Source organism: Oscillibacter ruminantium GH1 (assembly GCF_000307265.1).
GTDB classification, from domain to species: Bacteria; Bacillota; Clostridia; order Oscillospirales; family Oscillospiraceae; genus Oscillibacter; species Oscillibacter ruminantium.
Genome location: NZ_DF158901.1, coordinates 1 through 14,857 on the forward strand (window position 1 = coordinate 1; position 14,857 = coordinate 14,857).

General features: G+C 56.6%; 23 protein-coding genes and 1 pseudogene. 2 read left to right on the top strand and 22 right to left on the bottom strand.

The window, feature by feature from the left end; translation table 11 throughout:
* The 3 genes and pseudogenes from ON16_RS13630 to ON16_RS13640 form a co-directional block, all read right to left on the bottom strand.
* Window positions 1–228 (bottom strand): annotated as a pseudogene (locus ON16_RS13630) (hypothetical protein); the annotation flags it as partial.
* Between the two features lie 7 nt (window positions 229–235).
* Window positions 236–874: a LysM peptidoglycan-binding domain-containing protein gene (locus tag ON16_RS15160; protein WP_051131783.1), complete on the bottom strand. Its 639-nt coding sequence runs from the start codon at window positions 872–874 to the stop codon at window positions 236–238.
* A 9-nt stretch (window positions 875–883) separates the two neighbouring features.
* Window positions 884–2,914: a tape measure protein gene (locus ON16_RS13640; RefSeq protein ID WP_040663825.1), complete on the bottom strand. Its 2,031-nt coding sequence runs from the start codon at window positions 2,912–2,914 to the stop codon at window positions 884–886.
* Between the two features lie 89 nt (window positions 2,915–3,003).
* On the opposite strand from ON16_RS13640, the gene ON16_RS16270 reads away from it, so the two are divergent.
* The gene (locus ON16_RS16270; protein WP_274531957.1) at window positions 3,004–3,132 is read left to right on the top strand and encodes a hypothetical protein; all 129 of its coding nucleotides are present in this window, start codon (window positions 3,004–3,006) and stop codon (window positions 3,130–3,132) included.
* 195 nt (window positions 3,133–3,327) lie between these two features.
* Here ON16_RS16270 and ON16_RS13645 read toward each other — a convergent pair whose 3' ends face one another.
* Genes ON16_RS13645 through ON16_RS15165 form a run of 17 tightly spaced genes read right to left on the bottom strand, consistent with a single transcriptional unit; the run spans window position 3,328 to window position 13,741 of the window.
* Window positions 3,328–3,726 (bottom strand): phage tail assembly chaperone, encoded by a 399-nt coding sequence (locus ON16_RS13645; RefSeq protein WP_040663827.1) that lies wholly within the window; start codon window positions 3,724–3,726, stop codon window positions 3,328–3,330.
* The gene (locus ON16_RS13650; protein ID WP_040663828.1) at window positions 3,726–4,151 is read right to left on the bottom strand and encodes a phage tail tube protein; all 426 of its coding nucleotides are present in this window, start codon (window positions 4,149–4,151) and stop codon (window positions 3,726–3,728) included. Before ON16_RS13650 ends, ON16_RS13645 begins: the two co-directional genes overlap by 1 nt.
* Window positions 4,152–4,166: 15 nt before the next feature.
* A complete protein-coding gene (locus tag ON16_RS13655; protein ID WP_193372964.1) occupies window positions 4,167–5,249 on the bottom strand; it encodes a phage tail sheath C-terminal domain-containing protein in 1,083 nt (360 codons plus the stop codon).
* Window positions 5,246–5,716, bottom strand: coding sequence for a DUF6838 family protein (locus ON16_RS13660; protein ID WP_051131784.1), 471 nt, complete (start codon window positions 5,714–5,716; stop codon window positions 5,246–5,248). The genes ON16_RS13655 and ON16_RS13660 overlap by 4 nt, the downstream gene beginning before the upstream one ends.
* A 2-nt stretch (window positions 5,717–5,718) precedes the next feature.
* Window positions 5,719–6,234, bottom strand: a complete 516-nt coding sequence (locus ON16_RS13665) for a hypothetical protein (RefSeq protein ID WP_040663831.1) — start codon at window positions 6,232–6,234, stop codon at window positions 5,719–5,721.
* Window positions 6,234–6,806, bottom strand: coding sequence for a hypothetical protein (locus ON16_RS13670; RefSeq protein WP_051131785.1), 573 nt, complete (start codon window positions 6,804–6,806; stop codon window positions 6,234–6,236). Before ON16_RS13670 ends, ON16_RS13665 begins: the two co-directional genes overlap by 1 nt.
* A 9-nt stretch (window positions 6,807–6,815) precedes the next feature.
* Entirely contained in the window at window positions 6,816–7,145 is a 330-nt protein-coding gene (locus tag ON16_RS13675; RefSeq protein ID WP_040663833.1) for a head-tail connector protein, read from the bottom strand.
* Between the two features lie 3 nt (window positions 7,146–7,148).
* On the bottom strand, window positions 7,149–7,556 hold the full coding sequence (locus ON16_RS13680; protein ID WP_040663835.1) for a hypothetical protein: 408 nt from the start codon (window positions 7,554–7,556) through the stop codon (window positions 7,149–7,151).
* Window positions 7,557–7,568: 12 nt separating this feature from the next.
* Complete coding sequence (locus ON16_RS13685; RefSeq protein WP_040663837.1) at window positions 7,569–8,870, bottom strand: phage major capsid protein; 1,302 nt, start codon at window positions 8,868–8,870, stop codon at window positions 7,569–7,571.
* Between the two features lie 24 nt (window positions 8,871–8,894).
* Entirely contained in the window at window positions 8,895–9,599 is a 705-nt protein-coding gene (locus ON16_RS13690) for a Clp protease ClpP (protein ID WP_040663839.1), read from the bottom strand.
* A gap of 1 nt (window position 9,600) precedes the next feature.
* Entirely contained in the window at window positions 9,601–10,818 is a 1,218-nt protein-coding gene (locus ON16_RS13695) for a phage portal protein (RefSeq protein ID WP_040663841.1), read from the bottom strand.
* A gap of 6 nt (window positions 10,819–10,824) precedes the next feature.
* Window positions 10,825–11,046 carry a hypothetical protein gene (locus ON16_RS13700; RefSeq protein WP_040663843.1) on the bottom strand — a complete coding sequence of 74 codons (222 nt, stop codon included), beginning with the start codon at window positions 11,044–11,046 and terminating at the stop codon, window positions 10,825–10,827.
* Window positions 11,043–11,972, bottom strand: coding sequence for a terminase TerL endonuclease subunit (locus tag ON16_RS13705; protein ID WP_081579723.1), 930 nt, complete (start codon window positions 11,970–11,972; stop codon window positions 11,043–11,045). Before ON16_RS13705 ends, ON16_RS13700 begins: the two co-directional genes overlap by 4 nt.
* Complete coding sequence (locus ON16_RS13710) at window positions 11,918–12,190, bottom strand: hypothetical protein (RefSeq protein ID WP_040663846.1); 273 nt, start codon at window positions 12,188–12,190, stop codon at window positions 11,918–11,920. Before ON16_RS13710 ends, ON16_RS13705 begins: the two co-directional genes overlap by 55 nt.
* Window positions 12,191–12,196: 6 nt before the next feature.
* Window positions 12,197–12,487: a DUF551 domain-containing protein gene (locus ON16_RS13715; RefSeq protein WP_040663848.1), complete on the bottom strand. Its 291-nt coding sequence runs from the start codon at window positions 12,485–12,487 to the stop codon at window positions 12,197–12,199.
* Window positions 12,484–13,308, bottom strand: a complete 825-nt coding sequence (locus ON16_RS13720; protein ID WP_040663850.1) for a hypothetical protein — start codon at window positions 13,306–13,308, stop codon at window positions 12,484–12,486. Before ON16_RS13720 ends, ON16_RS13715 begins: the two co-directional genes overlap by 4 nt.
* The gene (locus tag ON16_RS15165; RefSeq protein ID WP_051131787.1) at window positions 13,298–13,741 is read right to left on the bottom strand and encodes a hypothetical protein; all 444 of its coding nucleotides are present in this window, start codon (window positions 13,739–13,741) and stop codon (window positions 13,298–13,300) included. Before ON16_RS15165 ends, ON16_RS13720 begins: the two co-directional genes overlap by 11 nt.
* 56 nt (window positions 13,742–13,797) lie before the next feature.
* On the opposite strand from ON16_RS15165, the gene ON16_RS13730 reads away from it, so the two are divergent.
* Window positions 13,798–14,001: a hypothetical protein gene (locus ON16_RS13730; protein WP_040663854.1), complete on the top strand. Its 204-nt coding sequence runs from the start codon at window positions 13,798–13,800 to the stop codon at window positions 13,999–14,001.
* A 4-nt stretch (window positions 14,002–14,005) separates the two neighbouring features.
* Here ON16_RS13730 and ON16_RS13735 read toward each other — a convergent pair whose 3' ends face one another.
* Both ON16_RS13735 and ON16_RS13740 read right to left on the bottom strand, forming a co-directional pair.
* Window positions 14,006–14,422: a single-stranded DNA-binding protein gene (locus ON16_RS13735; RefSeq protein WP_040663856.1), complete on the bottom strand. Its 417-nt coding sequence runs from the start codon at window positions 14,420–14,422 to the stop codon at window positions 14,006–14,008.
* 207 nt (window positions 14,423–14,629) lie between these two features.
* Entirely contained in the window at window positions 14,630–14,857 is a 228-nt protein-coding gene (locus ON16_RS13740) for a hypothetical protein (RefSeq protein ID WP_040663859.1), read from the bottom strand.

Below are 14,857 nucleotides of genomic sequence, written 5' to 3' on the forward strand. Positions count from 1 at the left end.
CTGCCGCGAAACCACGTGCCCGGAAAACAGGATGTCCGCATTGTGATACAACCGACACAGCCCACCCAGTTCGCACAGTGCCTCCGGCGTCGCGCTGAAGGTCAGCTGCCGCGCGCAGTCCCGATAGCTTCCGCTCCATGCCTTATCCTTTACCAGCGGCGTGATATGCTCCGTTTTGCTCCCATCCAGACTCCACGTCCGGATCTTCAACAAATCATCGTATGCCATAGCCGCCTCACAATTTGGATTTGTCCGGACAGGTGACCTTGTTGCCGGGATAGATCAGGTTGGCGTTCTTGATGCCGTTGTACTTGGCCAGCTTATAGCACAGCGCCCCGTTCCCGTAATACTTTCGGGCAATGCCCCACAGGGTGTCTCCCTTGACCACGGTATGGACACGCGCCGCCTGCTGCGCCCGGCTGGTGGATCTCGTTTTGTTCCCAGTGGCGGACTTGATCTCCGATGTCTCCGCCGCAAGCTCCCGGTATTGCCGTAAGGTCAGCCGCACATATACGTCTCCGGTGCCGTCCTGTTCCCCATAGCGCACGGGGCCAAGCAGCACCGGGAAGTTGACCGGCGTATCCGTGACGATCAGCCGTAGCACCTCGCCTGCCTCCGACCAGTCCGTCAGGGTTTTGACCATGGCGTAGGGATCACCTGTATAGCCACCTTGGGTGTAGTTTCGCGCTTCCGCTGGAAGAAGAAATTCCATCTGCTCGTCAAACAGCGCCGAAAGGCCGGGGAATGCCGCCTCTCCAGTCTGGGACATATCCAGCACCGTCACATTTCGTCCCACCTCCACGGCAAATTCGGCAGGCGTCACGGGCATGGTCAGCTGCGTATTAGTCTTCACGCTGCGAAATACGATCTGCATAGCGCCTCCTTAGTCCGCCCGGAGCTTTGCCGCAGCGATCTGTCGATAAAGCTCCGTGGCCACATCCTTGATGTCGCTCTCTTGGCGGACAGTGACCGGCCCAGTGATTTCAATCTTGACCGCGTCCGATCCGCCAGCCTCCCGGCTCTCCGCCGCCGTCTTGACCGTCTCGTCCTGATGCAGCAGGTACAGCCCCGTCTCCGGAACACGCCGCAGGCCGAAGGCATTGGACCCTTCGTAATCCTCCCACGTATCGGTCACTGGGTTGTAATTCCCGGCGTTCATTGTTTTCCCATTAAATCCAAAATTGCCAATAGCGGCCGCCAACCCTTTGGTGTACCAGTTGCCCTTTTCATAGCCTGCATCCCAGTAGTTCTGATTAGTAGACGCATCGTTGCGGATGGCCTCAGCCAGTGAGCGTTCCGACTCTAGCGCAAGCTGTGCTCCAGGTCCGGCGTTGTACTCGTTCTGGCCCTGCACCTTAGCTCGGGCAATGATCTCGCCCATTTTAGCTGCATCTCCGGTTGCCTGTGCTGCCCGATAATCATTGCTGCCCATGGCAGCATCCACAGCATCCCGAATCGCCTTTTCCTTGGCATTTTCAAGGCTGGCCTGCCATGCGCCAATGGCAGCGTTGGCTTCCTGCTGCCGCTGCCCGCTGATGCCGGATAGGTAGTCTGTCTCCGCCGCGATTCCCTTGCTGCGTTCTGCGTTATACCCTGCACCATAAGCAGCCTGCATTTCTGTTTTTGTATCCTCCAACGTGGAAGAAAGGCCGGAAAAGGTCTGAGACTGCTTTTCCATCGCCCCGTCGTACATGGTGTCCATAGCCTTCTGGATAATGCTGACGGCATTCACGCCGTTGATTTGACCCTTGGAGATCATGTCGTAGATCTGCGCCTTGGTCTTGTCCAGCCCGTCTGCCAGCATGCCGATGGCGTCCACGCCGCGCTCCTGGATCAGGTTGACGTACTCCAGAGAGGTTTTTCCGCTGGACTGCATACGTGCCAAAGCGGTTGCCATGGTGTTCATCCCGTTTGCATCCGCGCCAACGGCGCTTCCTGCGTTACCAACGGACGTCATCAGCGACAGCATCCGGCTGGGATCATCCTTAAAGCCCGTTGCAAGCGATCGGCTCATGGCCGTCAGATCGCTGTATTCCATAGGGGTCTTGGCGGCCATGATCCGCAGGTCTTTCAGATAATCGTCTCCAACGCCATTCCCAAGCATGGTATTAAAGGCAATGGCATCCTGCTCTCGCTGGGCCGCCACGGCGGAACCGGCTTGAATATCCGCATCCCGCTGGGTCAGCTGGGATTCTGTGTTTTCCTGCACATAGCTTTTAAAAGCATCGTCTTTTTTTTCGTAGATCTGATTCCCGGCGCTGACCAATCCGGAGAGGCCACCGATCGCCGCACCCGCCGCAATTCCGGCAGGGCCGAGCAGCGCACCGGCCGCCGCTCCGGAAGCCGCTCCGGACAGCGTCGAATTTGCAATCGTAGCCAACGGCTGACCTACCGCGCTTTCGATCAGCGTCCCGGCAAATCCTGCCACACTATTGCCAAGGTCGCGGATCAGGCCCGCTTTCAGGAGACCCGAGCCAAGTCCGGACATCATATCCCCGCTGCCGCCTGCTCCAGCGGCTCCAGAACCGCCGGAATTGGACCCCAGTTTCCGAATTTCCTCCTGTGTTTCCCGGATGGACTTTCTGGTGTCGCGGGATGCCTCTTCATAGGATTTCGCCGCGTCTGTCAGGTCTTTATACTGCTTTTTTGCGTTTTCAAAGTTGAGCTTGCTCTCCTCGTCGCCGGTCTTTTTAAAGGCCGCCTCCGCCTCCTTTAGCGACTTTTTCGCCGCCATCGCCTGCGTGGAGACGGATGCAAAGGACTTATTAAAGGCGTCGTTTTTCTGGCTCAGCTGGCCGACTTTCCGCTGCAACTCCTCAAACTGCTTGCTTAGCGCCTGCGAGTTGCCATACATGGACTTCATGGAACCGCTGATTTCGTCGTTTGCCTTAAATACGATGGACGATTCCGGCACTGAAACGACCTCCTTCCGTTGACTTTTTTAACGCTGTGGGATATACTAAAACATATCAAATCAAACCGATTGCGAAAGGAGGCTGTCCAATGGATCAGAAGCCATCCGTTTGGAAACAGGCCCGGGAGCTTGTATCAAAAGACCCCGTCCTTCGCGTATTGTTCTGGGGCGGCCTTGCCTGTGCCGCCGTTGCATGGATGATTGTTTTGTCCATCTGATACCCACGCCGCCCCCATAAGGGGGCGGCTGTTTTTATGTTTGTCTGTTCAACTCGATCTCAAGGGCGGAGAACTCCCGGATGATCTCTTGCCATCCGTCTTCTCGGTCGTGCAGTTCTATCAACTCCGACACCGACCAGTGGTGAAAGCGGAACAGATGAAACAGCAACGACAGTTCCGGGTCGTTCCCCGCCTCTAGGCGTTTTTTACCTCACTAAGCGTCCGGACAATGTAGCCATCCAGCATCTGGATCTCCACACTCAATTCGTCGATTTCACCCGGCGTGAGCATAGCGGTAATGGCGTCAATGGGCGTTGCGATGTTCTTCTCCGGGCTCAGCAGCCGCTTGTCGTGGAAATTCGGCTCCACGCAGCCCTCCAGAACCATGTTCACGGCAATGGCATCCGTTTTCTTCTGCACCTTCCGGATGGTCTGATAGGGGATTCCGCGCAGGGTAAAAATCACATCATGCCCGGCAAGCTCACTCAGTCGGTCAATCCGCATCCGCTTTTCCGGCAGCTTTTTACGCACATCCGGAAGGTCCCCGTTCAGCAGAAGATCCAATACGCTGCCTTTTTTCATCGTCTCTTCCATCACTGCACCTCAATCTTGTCCAGATATTCCACTCGCGTGGCGGTAAAAGGAATCGTGAGACTGCCTTCCTTGGCGGCCGCCCAGTCCATCACCGTCACCTCATCGTAGCTCACGCCGTACACCGCGATTCGCTCTGCGCCATAGGCGTCCGGGTCGGCCAGCTTGCCCACCAGCGTCTTGCGCCGATCGTGACCAGCCTGCACAGCCTCCACATCGTCGCTGCCGCGCGAATAAATCTTGTGAAGCGTGATAGACCCGGTAATCTTCACACCAGTGACCTTGCTGTCCTCGGCCATCTGGCGGCAGAAATTGATGGTGCTTTTGTTTTTGTTGAGTTTGACCTGGAACGCGGACACCTCCGCCAGTTCCACGCTGTTCTCCCACACGCCGCCAAACGTGCCGTTAATAACTCTGTATCCATCCATGTTGTCGTCCTCCCTTTACAGCCGAATGATCACACTGGCGTCTTCGATGGCGTCCACCGGCTTAATGGATACCAGCAAAAAGACGTTGGTGCCGGTGTTGGCCTCCTTGATCTCCTGCTCGCTCATATCCACGGTGGACGTTCCATGCTCCTCCAGCCATTTCTGCTGGCTGTCCACGTCAATGCCGCAGGTAAAATCGTCCATAATCAGGCCGTCCCGCGCCAGGGAGCGGAGATAGTTGGTAATGGACGTCACTAGCAGCAGCTTGTTGTCGTAGGTGTTGGGATACTTGCCGATGTAGTTGTCGTCGATGGCCGCCCGCAGATCGTGCTGCACCATGTCCAGCAGCTCCACGATCTTGATTTTCTTCCATGCGTCGCTTTTCCCGGTGACGGTGGTCAGGCTGTTGACAGCCCGTCCGGTTTTTACCTTCTCGCCGTCCCAGAAAAGCACCAACTCGCCTTTACCAACGGCGGTGTTCAGCGCCGCTTCCGTCAGCCGAGTCACATCGTGAACCTCCGGCAGCGGCGCATAAGTCGCGCTGATAGTCATAGGCGTTCCCGCCAGCAGCCCAGCCATCCGACCGCAGTAGGCAGCGGCGTCAAGAGGGTCGCCTGCGTCAATATTGATCCCAGCCGCCGTAAAGTTGACGATCGCCTCGCTGTCCGCTGTAAGGCTGGGCAACACGGCCTTGTAAATTGCGTGATTGTCGCTGCGCTGGGTGGTGATCCATGTTTTAATCACGCCCGCCTCCTGGGCCGTCAGATCGGCGGGTCCGGCCAGATAGTCAAACTGCTGCGTTGCCAGCCACGCCAGCGCCGGACAACTGGCGGCGATTACGTCGTCGGCACCGGTCACGTAAAGCAGTACCTTCTTGGGCGGCTTTACATAGCCAATAAACGCCCGCCGCACTGCCGCCTGATTAGCGGCTCCCATGGTGCTGGGCAGCTGGGACGGCGCAGTCAGCGTGTAGGTCTTATCCGCCAGCGCCGCATCCCGCAGAATCAGGGCAACCGTGCCCTTCTGGGAGCGGGCAAGCGCCGTGGACGCCGCCTGTTCAAAGGCGATGTTGATACTGGGCATTGCCAGTGTACTCATAATGTCGTGTCCTCCTTCAGACTTGTATTCAGATCCAACTGCTGCATCAGCGGCAGGATTGCCGCCGGTTCAAACTCCGCGCGGCCATAGTTCAGAGACAGCCCAACCACGGTTTCGGTGTAATCGCAGTTGTGCTCTGTGGCACAGCTGATAACCTTCAAGGCCCGGTCGTCTGCCTTCAGATATCCTTTGGCAAACAGCCCTACCAGCAGCATGGTTCGCAGATCCAGAGCCGCGAAGTGGCTGTTGTGCCGTGCGTCCACCTCCACAAAGTCCGTGATTTTGTAGGTGTACCGCAGTTTCACCCCGCCGGGAGACAGCTCCTCCAGCGCAATACCGCGCAGTTCAACCAGATTACTAGGCCGCTTAAACTCTCTGGGGACTAGATTCTCATAGACTTTCTCTCCGGGAAACAGCATTCCAACCGCCGCGCTCACAGCGGTGGTGATTTCATTTGGTGTGAGCATGCCTATCCTTTTCCTCCATACATCGCATCGTCCAGTTCCTCGTCAAATTCCCGTAGCGCAGTTTCCGCCGCATCCAACGCGATCTTGTCCGCCTTCATGGCGGCCCAGCTGTAAAATTGATAGCCCTTGACATAGATTCCGTTTCCGCGAATGCGGGGCCGGTATCGTTTCGCCCGCCCGCTTGGCTGACGGATTCCGTATCCACGATCAAGGTAGCGCGTCAGATCAGCGGAGGTCGTCCAATCGCCAGAGGATTTTGCCACCTGAATCACGTCAGCAAATGTGGGAGAAACCGCCGAATAGTGTCCGCCGCTGCCCATGCGGATCTCCTGCCAGCGTTTGATCCGGCCAGTGTTTCCGGGGACACCCCGCTGATCGATCTGCGCCAAAACCTCTTTTTGCGCGGCAACAGCAGCGGCATAGAGCGCCGTTTTGATTGCCTCTGGGACTTCCTCAATAAAATCGCTCCAGTAGTCCCACATTTTGTTCCAAGCCGTAAGATCGACCCGGCAAGACATCAGCAGTCCTCCTTCCGGCGTATCTCGTACTCGTTTTTCCATGCATCCAGCGTGTGACGCACCAGAACTTCATAGTCCTTCCCGCCTACCTCTACCAAGGACCCGGAGGCAAGCTCAATGGGCTTTGACGTTACTAGCACCAGCGTGGTAGTAGTGACGGCCATGGGCGTCTCCTGCGTGTGCCCCAAATACTTCTCCGTCAGCACGCCGGGGAATTTGCACCCTGCCGGGGATCTGTCCACATCCTTCTGGCAGTTCACCGCGCTGCACAGCGCCGCCTTGACCTCCACAATCCCCGGCTGCTCCGTGTCCGCAACGGACGTCAGAAAGCAAAACTGGCCCCGCCACAGAAAGGAAAGGCCCAGATTAATGCGGCTTGCCTTGCGCATTTTGAAAATTACGCTCCGCGCCCCGATTCCGACTGAGGAAAACAGGCTGCTGCGGTCGCTCTGCTCCGCCTTGACCCACGCGCCCCATACAGTCGTCCAGTTCCATGCATCCGCAGCCGCATCATAGGTGAATTCGCGGGCCTGCACCCGTTCGTTCAGGTCTCCCGCGCTGATAAACTCCATGCCGACCTCCTATCCACCGCTGCCGGTGCCCAATTCGGGCACCGGCTCGGTGAGTTTCAGTTGATTCAGCGTCTGACGGAAAGCCGGGTTCTCCGCCACGATGGGGCCGGTGATGGTCATATTCCTGCGCTCATACTTGTCCAGCACCATATAGTTGATACACAGGTCATACAGCGCACGGCGATCAGTGCCATCCTGCGGGATGCTGACCCCCGCGCCCGTCATATATGCAACCGATGCAGCGTACCAGCCCGGAACCAGAGAGACATCTGGGTCTTCCTCGTCAATCCGGCAATACGCCAGCAGCGTCTTCCGCCGCTCCTCCGTCAATTCCGCCATGACTTAGAGCGTCAGCGCCCAGTCGTTGTCAGCGGGCAGATACATCACATCGCCCAGCGCCACAGCGCTGCATACCACCGCCGCAGCCGCGTCATGCTGAAATTTCACGCCGTAGTGGCTGTATGCGCTCTGGGGCTTCACATCCACAACCGCAACGGCAGAGGTCATTGTGCCAGCCGCCGTAAATGCCTTCTCGCCGATCTTTGTAGCTCCGGTCCCGGAGGCGTCCGTCGCCCCGTAAACTGCAACAGTCAGCTTCTTGCCGCTGGCAAGCGCGCCGGTTGTCACGGCAAAGGCCAGCTGCCGCTTCTTTGCGGAAGAGATGTAAATGGGGGTGGAGTCCGTGGTCGCAGCCAGAGAAACGGGGACGCAGGCGACTTCCGCCTTCATACCTTCCATGATTCTGTTCATCGTAAATCCTCCTTACGCGCGCGCATCCAGCGTCACAAACGGGCTGCGCTTCTTCGTGCTGTTCTTGATGGTCAGCGGCGCATCCACCTTGGGCGCGCCGTTGCAGCGCCACACAATGCGGAAGCACTGCTGATCGGTCAGAAATTCCACGTGCATGGACCAGTCCTGCTTGGCCGTGCCCTTCATCAGCAGGACGTACTGGAACGGATCCACCAGCAGGATATCGCCCTTGCTGCCGATGGCCGCGCAGTTATCGTCAAACAGCACCGGCTTGTTCAGCACCCGCTGGGTGTCAAAGTTGCCGAGGCCGCCCTCCGGGTTCCACAGGAATTTCGAGGCATCGCCGCTCTTGATCGCAAGGTAGGGCAGCTGCTCCTCCAGATCGGGATGCATCAGCCAGCACAGGCGCTCTCGGTTACGGGGCATCGCCCGCGCCTGCATTTTGATGATGTTGTCACCCAGCAGCGTTGCGGCCGCCTGACTGGCCTCCTTTGCGACAGACACCAGCGCACCGGACTGCATAATGCCCAGAGGCTTCCCAGCGCCATCGCCGTTGATCACCGCCGCCGTCAGCAGCCGGTCGGCGGCAAGGGAGAAGCCGGTGGACGCGAGGCCCGTGAGGAACGCGGTGTCCTGAAGCATCTCGTCCGTGGCGTACATAAAGCCCATCATCTTTTCCAGATCCAGACGCATTTCCCGGCTGCTGGGCTTGCTTGCTGCAACCGATCCGCCCTCTGCCGCCCAGTGCATCTTGATACCGCCGAACACGCTCTCGGAGATGTCCGTCTCGTCAAAACGCAGCCACCGGGCGGAGTTAGAGGATGCAGAGCAGGTGTAGCGGTCCAGACGCTGAAGCAGGGGACTGTTCTGCACGGCACTCTCCATGATCGCCCCGGCAAAATCAGACTGGATGGCAAACGCGCCGTCCTCGCCGCTCCCGGTGCCGACGCCCTGTACCACGTTGTTGATCTGGCTGAGACGCTTGTCGTCGCCCACGTGCTTCGTCTGGGCAACAATGGCGCGCAACTGTTCACCGATGGAATCGAACAGGTGCAGGTCTTTCTTTGCATCCTTAGCCTCCGGCTTTTTTCCGCCGACCAGAATTCCGTCGTCGCCAAGATCAACCGGGCCGGCATTCTTCTGGCTGGCCTGCATCGCCTTGATCACCGTGTCGATGTTGCTGTTGATGCCCTCCATCTGGGTTGTGAGCGCGTCGGCCTCGTCAAATTTTCCGTCCATCACCAGCTTTTCAGCCTTGTCGGACAGTTCCGCCTTCTGCGCCCGCAGGTCGTTGATTTTCTCCAAATAGTCCATGCTTTGTACCTTCCTTTTCAAAATTTAGTAGCTTGCAAGCGACCTGATCCGAGACAGGGCGCGTCTTGCCTTCAGTTGATCCTGAGATTCTTCCGCTTTGTGGTCGGCGTAGCGCTTGCGCATGGCCGCCGTCACGCGGATGGTGTTTCCACATGCCGCAACCAATGTTCCGGTTGTGCCCGATTCGGACACGCCGTCCAGCCGCACGATCTCATCGATCAGGCCGTATTCCAGCGCCTGAGTGGGCGATATGAAAATGCTCTTGTCCATTAGGGCAATCAGATCCTCGCGGGTCATGTGGAATCCCGCACGAGCCATATAGGTCTCGATCACAGCGTCGCGGGCATTTTTCAGTTCCTCCGAATACCGCTCCATCTCGTGAAAATCCCCTTCGTCGCCTCCGGACGGATTGTGGTAGCACAGAAGCGCTCCCGGCTCCGACCGGATGGTGTTGCATCCGGAAGCCGCAATCGTGGCGGCAGACGCGCCGTAACCCTGAAACAGTGCCTCTGTGTGTCCGCTGTACCGCCGCAGCATGGATCGGATTTCTCCACCCACCGTCATGTTTCCGCCGGGAGAATTAATCAGCACGGTGACGTCCTCGCCCCCCGCCGCTTCCAGAGCCGCTTTGACATCCATTGGCGCGGTGATATCCCGCCAACCGCACCACCGGGCCACGTCCGCCGTGTCGTTGTCCAGAAGCGTTCCGCGAATTTCAAATTCCGCCATTTCACGCATCTCCTTTCAGAATGGACTCCAGCGAGCCCAAATTCTTAGTTGCCAGAAACTTCTGTCCAAGCCCGCCGGGGATGGGGTTGCGTTCATCTAGCGCCCGACATTCGTCCAGATTGTAAATACCGGTGAACACCATCTTCTGGAAGAAGGTGGCCCGCGCCGCATCGTCGCCCCGGAGGAGTACAGAAGGATTTCCCTTAAAGTACCAGTTCTTTTTTCTCTGCGCGGTGGAAAGGGACTTGTAGGTGTTCTCCTGCTCCCACTGGATGATGTAGGGCATCAGGGTGTCCGTCACGTAGGCAATGCGCTGGGCACTGTTAGAGTCGTAGGATTCCTTTCCGCTTTGCAGCATCCACTTGGGAATCCCGGTAAACCGGCTGATCTCCTCCACGCCGAACCCACGGCTCTCGATGTACTGGCTGTCCTTCTGGCTCAAGCCCATGGCCTTGTACGTATAGCCGCGGGTCAGCACCGCCGCCTTAAACGCATTCTCGCCAAACGGATTGTAGGAGCTGAACTGATCCCGGACTTTGTTTCGATCCGCCTCATTTAGATCCGCGTCCACCTCAATGATGGCGGAGGGATTTGCGCCGTTCTGGTAGAACTTCCGCCCGTACTGCTGGGCAGCTCCCTCTGCCCCGATAGTCTCCTTTGCCAGATGGATCAGCCCCCGGCCACGGATGCCGTCGTAACTTTCAAAAAACAGCATGGACAGTTCATGGCCGGAAAAGGAGTGAAACACACCGTCCACCGTAAAGTCGTACCAGTAGGTTCCGGTCTCCGGGTCCTGCCGGATGTGGCAGCACTCGGTCGGGAGTGGGATGCGCTCCACGATCTCGCCGCCCGGTCCCTGCCGGTTCCAGCAGTATCCAACGCCATACCAAAAGGCATTGGACATGACCGTCTTTCCGCACAGGAACGGGCTCATATTCTCGTTGGGACGAATCTTAAACACCTGCTCCAGCGCCGGATCCGATACCGGCTCCCGGGCGTCCCCGTTTTTGCGATAGACGCTCAATGGGATCATGCCAAAGTGGCACGTTAGGATTCTGTGCGCCGCCGCCACCGGAGAAAGCTGCTCCGCTCCATGGCGGCTGGTGTCGTACTCGCCGCCGCTATAAAAGATCCTGCGGAACTGATCGTTGACCTGATCCCATGACAGCGTGTTGTAGCTGACCGCCCGAGGCGGCCCCATCGCTTTACTCAAAAGCAATTCGCATCATCCTTTCCGCCGCGCACGCGCCACGAGCCATGCCATAACGATGCACCAGCACCCGGCAGTCGCAAACGCCGCTGCGGCTCCATAGGCGATCGCCGCAGCCGTGACAAGCGCCGCGCCGCCAAGCAGCATCAGCAGATCATCCAGATACACGGCCATGATTTTATGTCCCAGATTTTTAAGCCATTTCACCCAGCGCGCCTTTTTTTCTTCTTCGCTCATAGTCCCCAGCCCTCTCCTAAATTTTCAGTATCAAACGGCTTTGCGTTGGCCATGCCAATCATTGCCGTAGCCCTTGCGTTAATCCACGACACCGTGACGTCGATACGCCCCGTTGAACGGTTCTTCATCGGCTTAATGTTCTCGTTGCCGTCAGTGTGGCAGCGCACACCGCCAAAGCACCACCGTGCGCAGGTATTATGTTCATGCAGCATCTTGTGGTCGCGGATTTCCTTCTCCATCTCGTTCATTGCCGGTGACATGTTTTTCATGTCCTGCGGAATCTCAATGCAGTTGATGCCTTTTCGTCCTCGCTCCGGCTGTCCGCGCTGGAGGCGCGGGACGATGGTAAACGACAAGTGCGGGTCAGTACCGAGAATCTTCATGTTAAACATCTCCGCCGCCTCAAAAATGGATTCCTCCACCATGTCATAGTCAATGGTTTCGCCGGAGCACAGGGTCAAAAAACCTGCCCGCGCCCAGTCGCGATACGGAACGTGATCCCGCTTCTCGGCGTCCTCCGTCCCGATCTCTGGCCGCCAGATGCCCCAGTACAGCGTGACCCAGAAATCCAATCCATCCTGCGGAGGGAACAGCAGGGTAAATGCGGTCAGGTCAGTACGCTTGGACAAATCCAGTCCACCGTAGCAGAACTTTCCGCGTAGCAGTTCCCGCAGGGCTGCCCGCCGCTCCATGACCGGAAGTGCCTTATCCACCTCAGGCGGATTCCACTGCGTTTTGTCGTACACCGTCAGCGGAATCCAGCCCACCGTTTTCACGGAGATCCACTGGTTCAGCCTCAGCCACCGGAACAGGCGCTCCTGCTTCTCGTTTTTCTTAGCACCCTGTGCCTCCAGCCGCAGGGTGCGGAGGGTTAGGTGGCGGCCAAGCGACGGGTTGCACTGGTATCCATCTGCAACATGCCGCATTGTTTGGTGCAGTCTACGTTGTAACGCTGCAACTCGGCATACTTGGCACGTTCGGCGGCAAGCTGTTCTTGTAAGTTTTCGTTAATCCTGCGCAACCTCTGATTTTCTGCCATCTTGCCGTTGACTAACTCGCTCGTGTGGTGATAATCGGCAAGCTGTTCTTCCAGCTGCTTGATTTTTGCGTTTGCGATCAGCAGATCGGCTTCAATGTCGTTCATGCTTCATCATCCTTTCTGCGGCGGTTCAGGAAGGGGCATCCAATGTGCCGGCTGGTAATATCTCTCACTATTTGGAGCTATCATAAATGGATATACACCCATCGGGTTATGCTCAAATATGTGAATGTTTCCTTTGCCGTCGCAAGTCAGATATTTTCCGTATTTATCCGGCAGTCTCTCGCTTACCGGAATCCACTCCCTATGCTTCACCGCATCGGCTTTTCCTTTTGCGTATCCGATATCGAAAACCTCTTGCTCTTTCGGTGTCATACGGTGCGTAATTTCATGTATGCTCACTTCTTCTCTCCTTTCAGTGCCTTAATAATTTCCTCCGCCAGCGTCCGCCCGATTCTGACGGTGTTGCCAGTGATTTTGGACTCTAGGATTGCCGCTAGGTCTTTATTTTGCATCTGCGTACCTCCATTTGTAGCCGCCGGTTTTTCCCTTTCCCGTGATGCAGCACTTTCCGATTCTTTCACGGTTCGCACCGCGTCGCGCGGCACTCGCAACTGCCCGGTATTGGACATATGCACCTCCGGAGGTGGAATTAGCTTGCTTAGTTTCCGGGAGCAGCCCCACGGATGTCTGCCGACATCCGGGAGCTCTTTCGTGAAGTAGATCGCAAGGCCCCGATATCCTTGCTCCGCCATGACGCGTTTTTGGTTATACGGCACGTCGTAGGCTTCTCCCCAAACCCACAGGTATCTAACGACCGCCGGAGGAAAATCAGCGTCACGTATAAAGGCGTGGATGTGGTAGCGGTGATCTCCATGCAGGCCCTCCACGCGGTACACGTAATAGTCCATCGACTTTTTGCAAAACCGTTTCAGGCGCTTGCAAAAAGCGTCCCATACGTGCATGACCCCGTCAAGACTGTCCGGCAGGTGTTCGTCCGCAAAGGTCAGTGTATAAAAGACGCCGTCATAGCCAAATAGGGCCAGCCGCAGCTCTAGCTTGTCCACGCTGGTGCGGCACATAGCCGGTCCGCATCGTTTCCTCACGCCGTTTTTGCTGACGCCATTGCGGCGGATAAAGCATTGTCTGTCTGTTACAAAAGCCTTTACGAATGGCCCCGCCCGCTGCTGCACGCACAGATATGTAGGAGACTCATTCTCCATTGTCGGCCTCCGGTTTGCTGCAGCAGACGGTGGAATCGGGTCCTGATGCCAGATCAATTCCATTACATGATTCCGACTTGCGTCGGTAGGCAAGCCATTCTCTTTCAGAAAAATAAATTTTTCTGAGGTTAAGTCCAAATTCTGGATTCAATAATCTCAAGTACATGTAACGCAAATTCTGCCCAAACCATCCATAATATTGCGTCCCGTGGTATTCGTCGCATATCTCATGGAGTGTATTTGTTTTGTACAAGTGAATCGGTGGACCTTTTGAAAGCAACAGTTTCAGCATATAGGCCGTTGTTCGCCCGGTTACACGACCGGGCATAAGGTAATCTGAGGCCCCCACAATGTACGCTTTCTGCCAATCATAGAGTTTGATTTTTAAGGCAACTTCGATTGCGTGAACAATTGCATCATCTGCGTTTTCCATGATCTATCCTTTCCATACCCCGTCTTCTGGGGTATACTTGTCACGAGGTGATAATTATGAGAATCGAATCACTAGAAAAATGGTCTGAATATGCCGCATGGCTCTCTTCCAACGGCTACAGCATGTATATGTCCCAATACGGCATTGACAGTCCCGAGGGGTTTCACGCGTGGTTTCTCCAGCATGAGACGCCCGGCGTGGAGGTCGTAACTTACTCCGAGGCCGTGAGGGATGCAATTTACAAATTTCCGGATAGGTAATCGCTCAAAACGGCAGCTCCCCGTCCTCTGTGCCGACCTCCTCAAAATCGCTGTGGGCATCCACAGGAGCCGGAGTGGATGTGCCCGAATTGGACACATCCTTTTTTGAGTCTCCAAAATAGACGCTATCGGCAATCACTTCAGCAGAGCGGCGTTTGACGCCCTGCTTGTCCGTCCAGTCCCGTAGCTGCAAGCGGCCCTCCACCACGGCCATACGGCCCTTGCTGAAATATTTGCTAATAAACTCTGCGGTGGTGCGCCACGCCACAATGTCGATGAAATCCGTTTCCTTTTCGCCGCTTTGGGACTTGAAGTCCCGATAAACGGCTAACGTAAAGGAGGCAACGGCTGTCCCTGCCTGCGTCCTCCGCAATTCGGGGTCCCGCGTCAGGCGGCCCATCAGGATAACTTTGTTGAGCAATCTCGGCATCTCCCTTTTCGCTTTTTATCGTGTGTATATTCTCGCAAAATTCCAGCCTTGTACCCATACATCATGACTTCCACGCCGCGTGTAGCTTTTACTCTGGCGTCCCACTCTGCCTTTGCAGCAATATAATCGCGCCAATCCTTACAGGTTTCCGGGTTGTGGCATCCGGGGTAGCGCTTTTGGCAAGCCCCGCAGTTTGGTTTAGGCTTTGGCATTAGTCACCACGCAATTCAGGCCCAGCGTAGCCATCAGTCTCCACAGCAGACCAGACACGCAGGCAGCGTCTTCCTCCTGCTGGATAGCCTCCACAAGCCGCTCTATGTCATGTAGCTTATACAACGCACCATAGGCATTGGGCGGGAGCTGCGACAGCTCCACGCCCCGAATGCCCCAGTTTCCGCGCCCATCATCCCATGTACACCGTTCCAT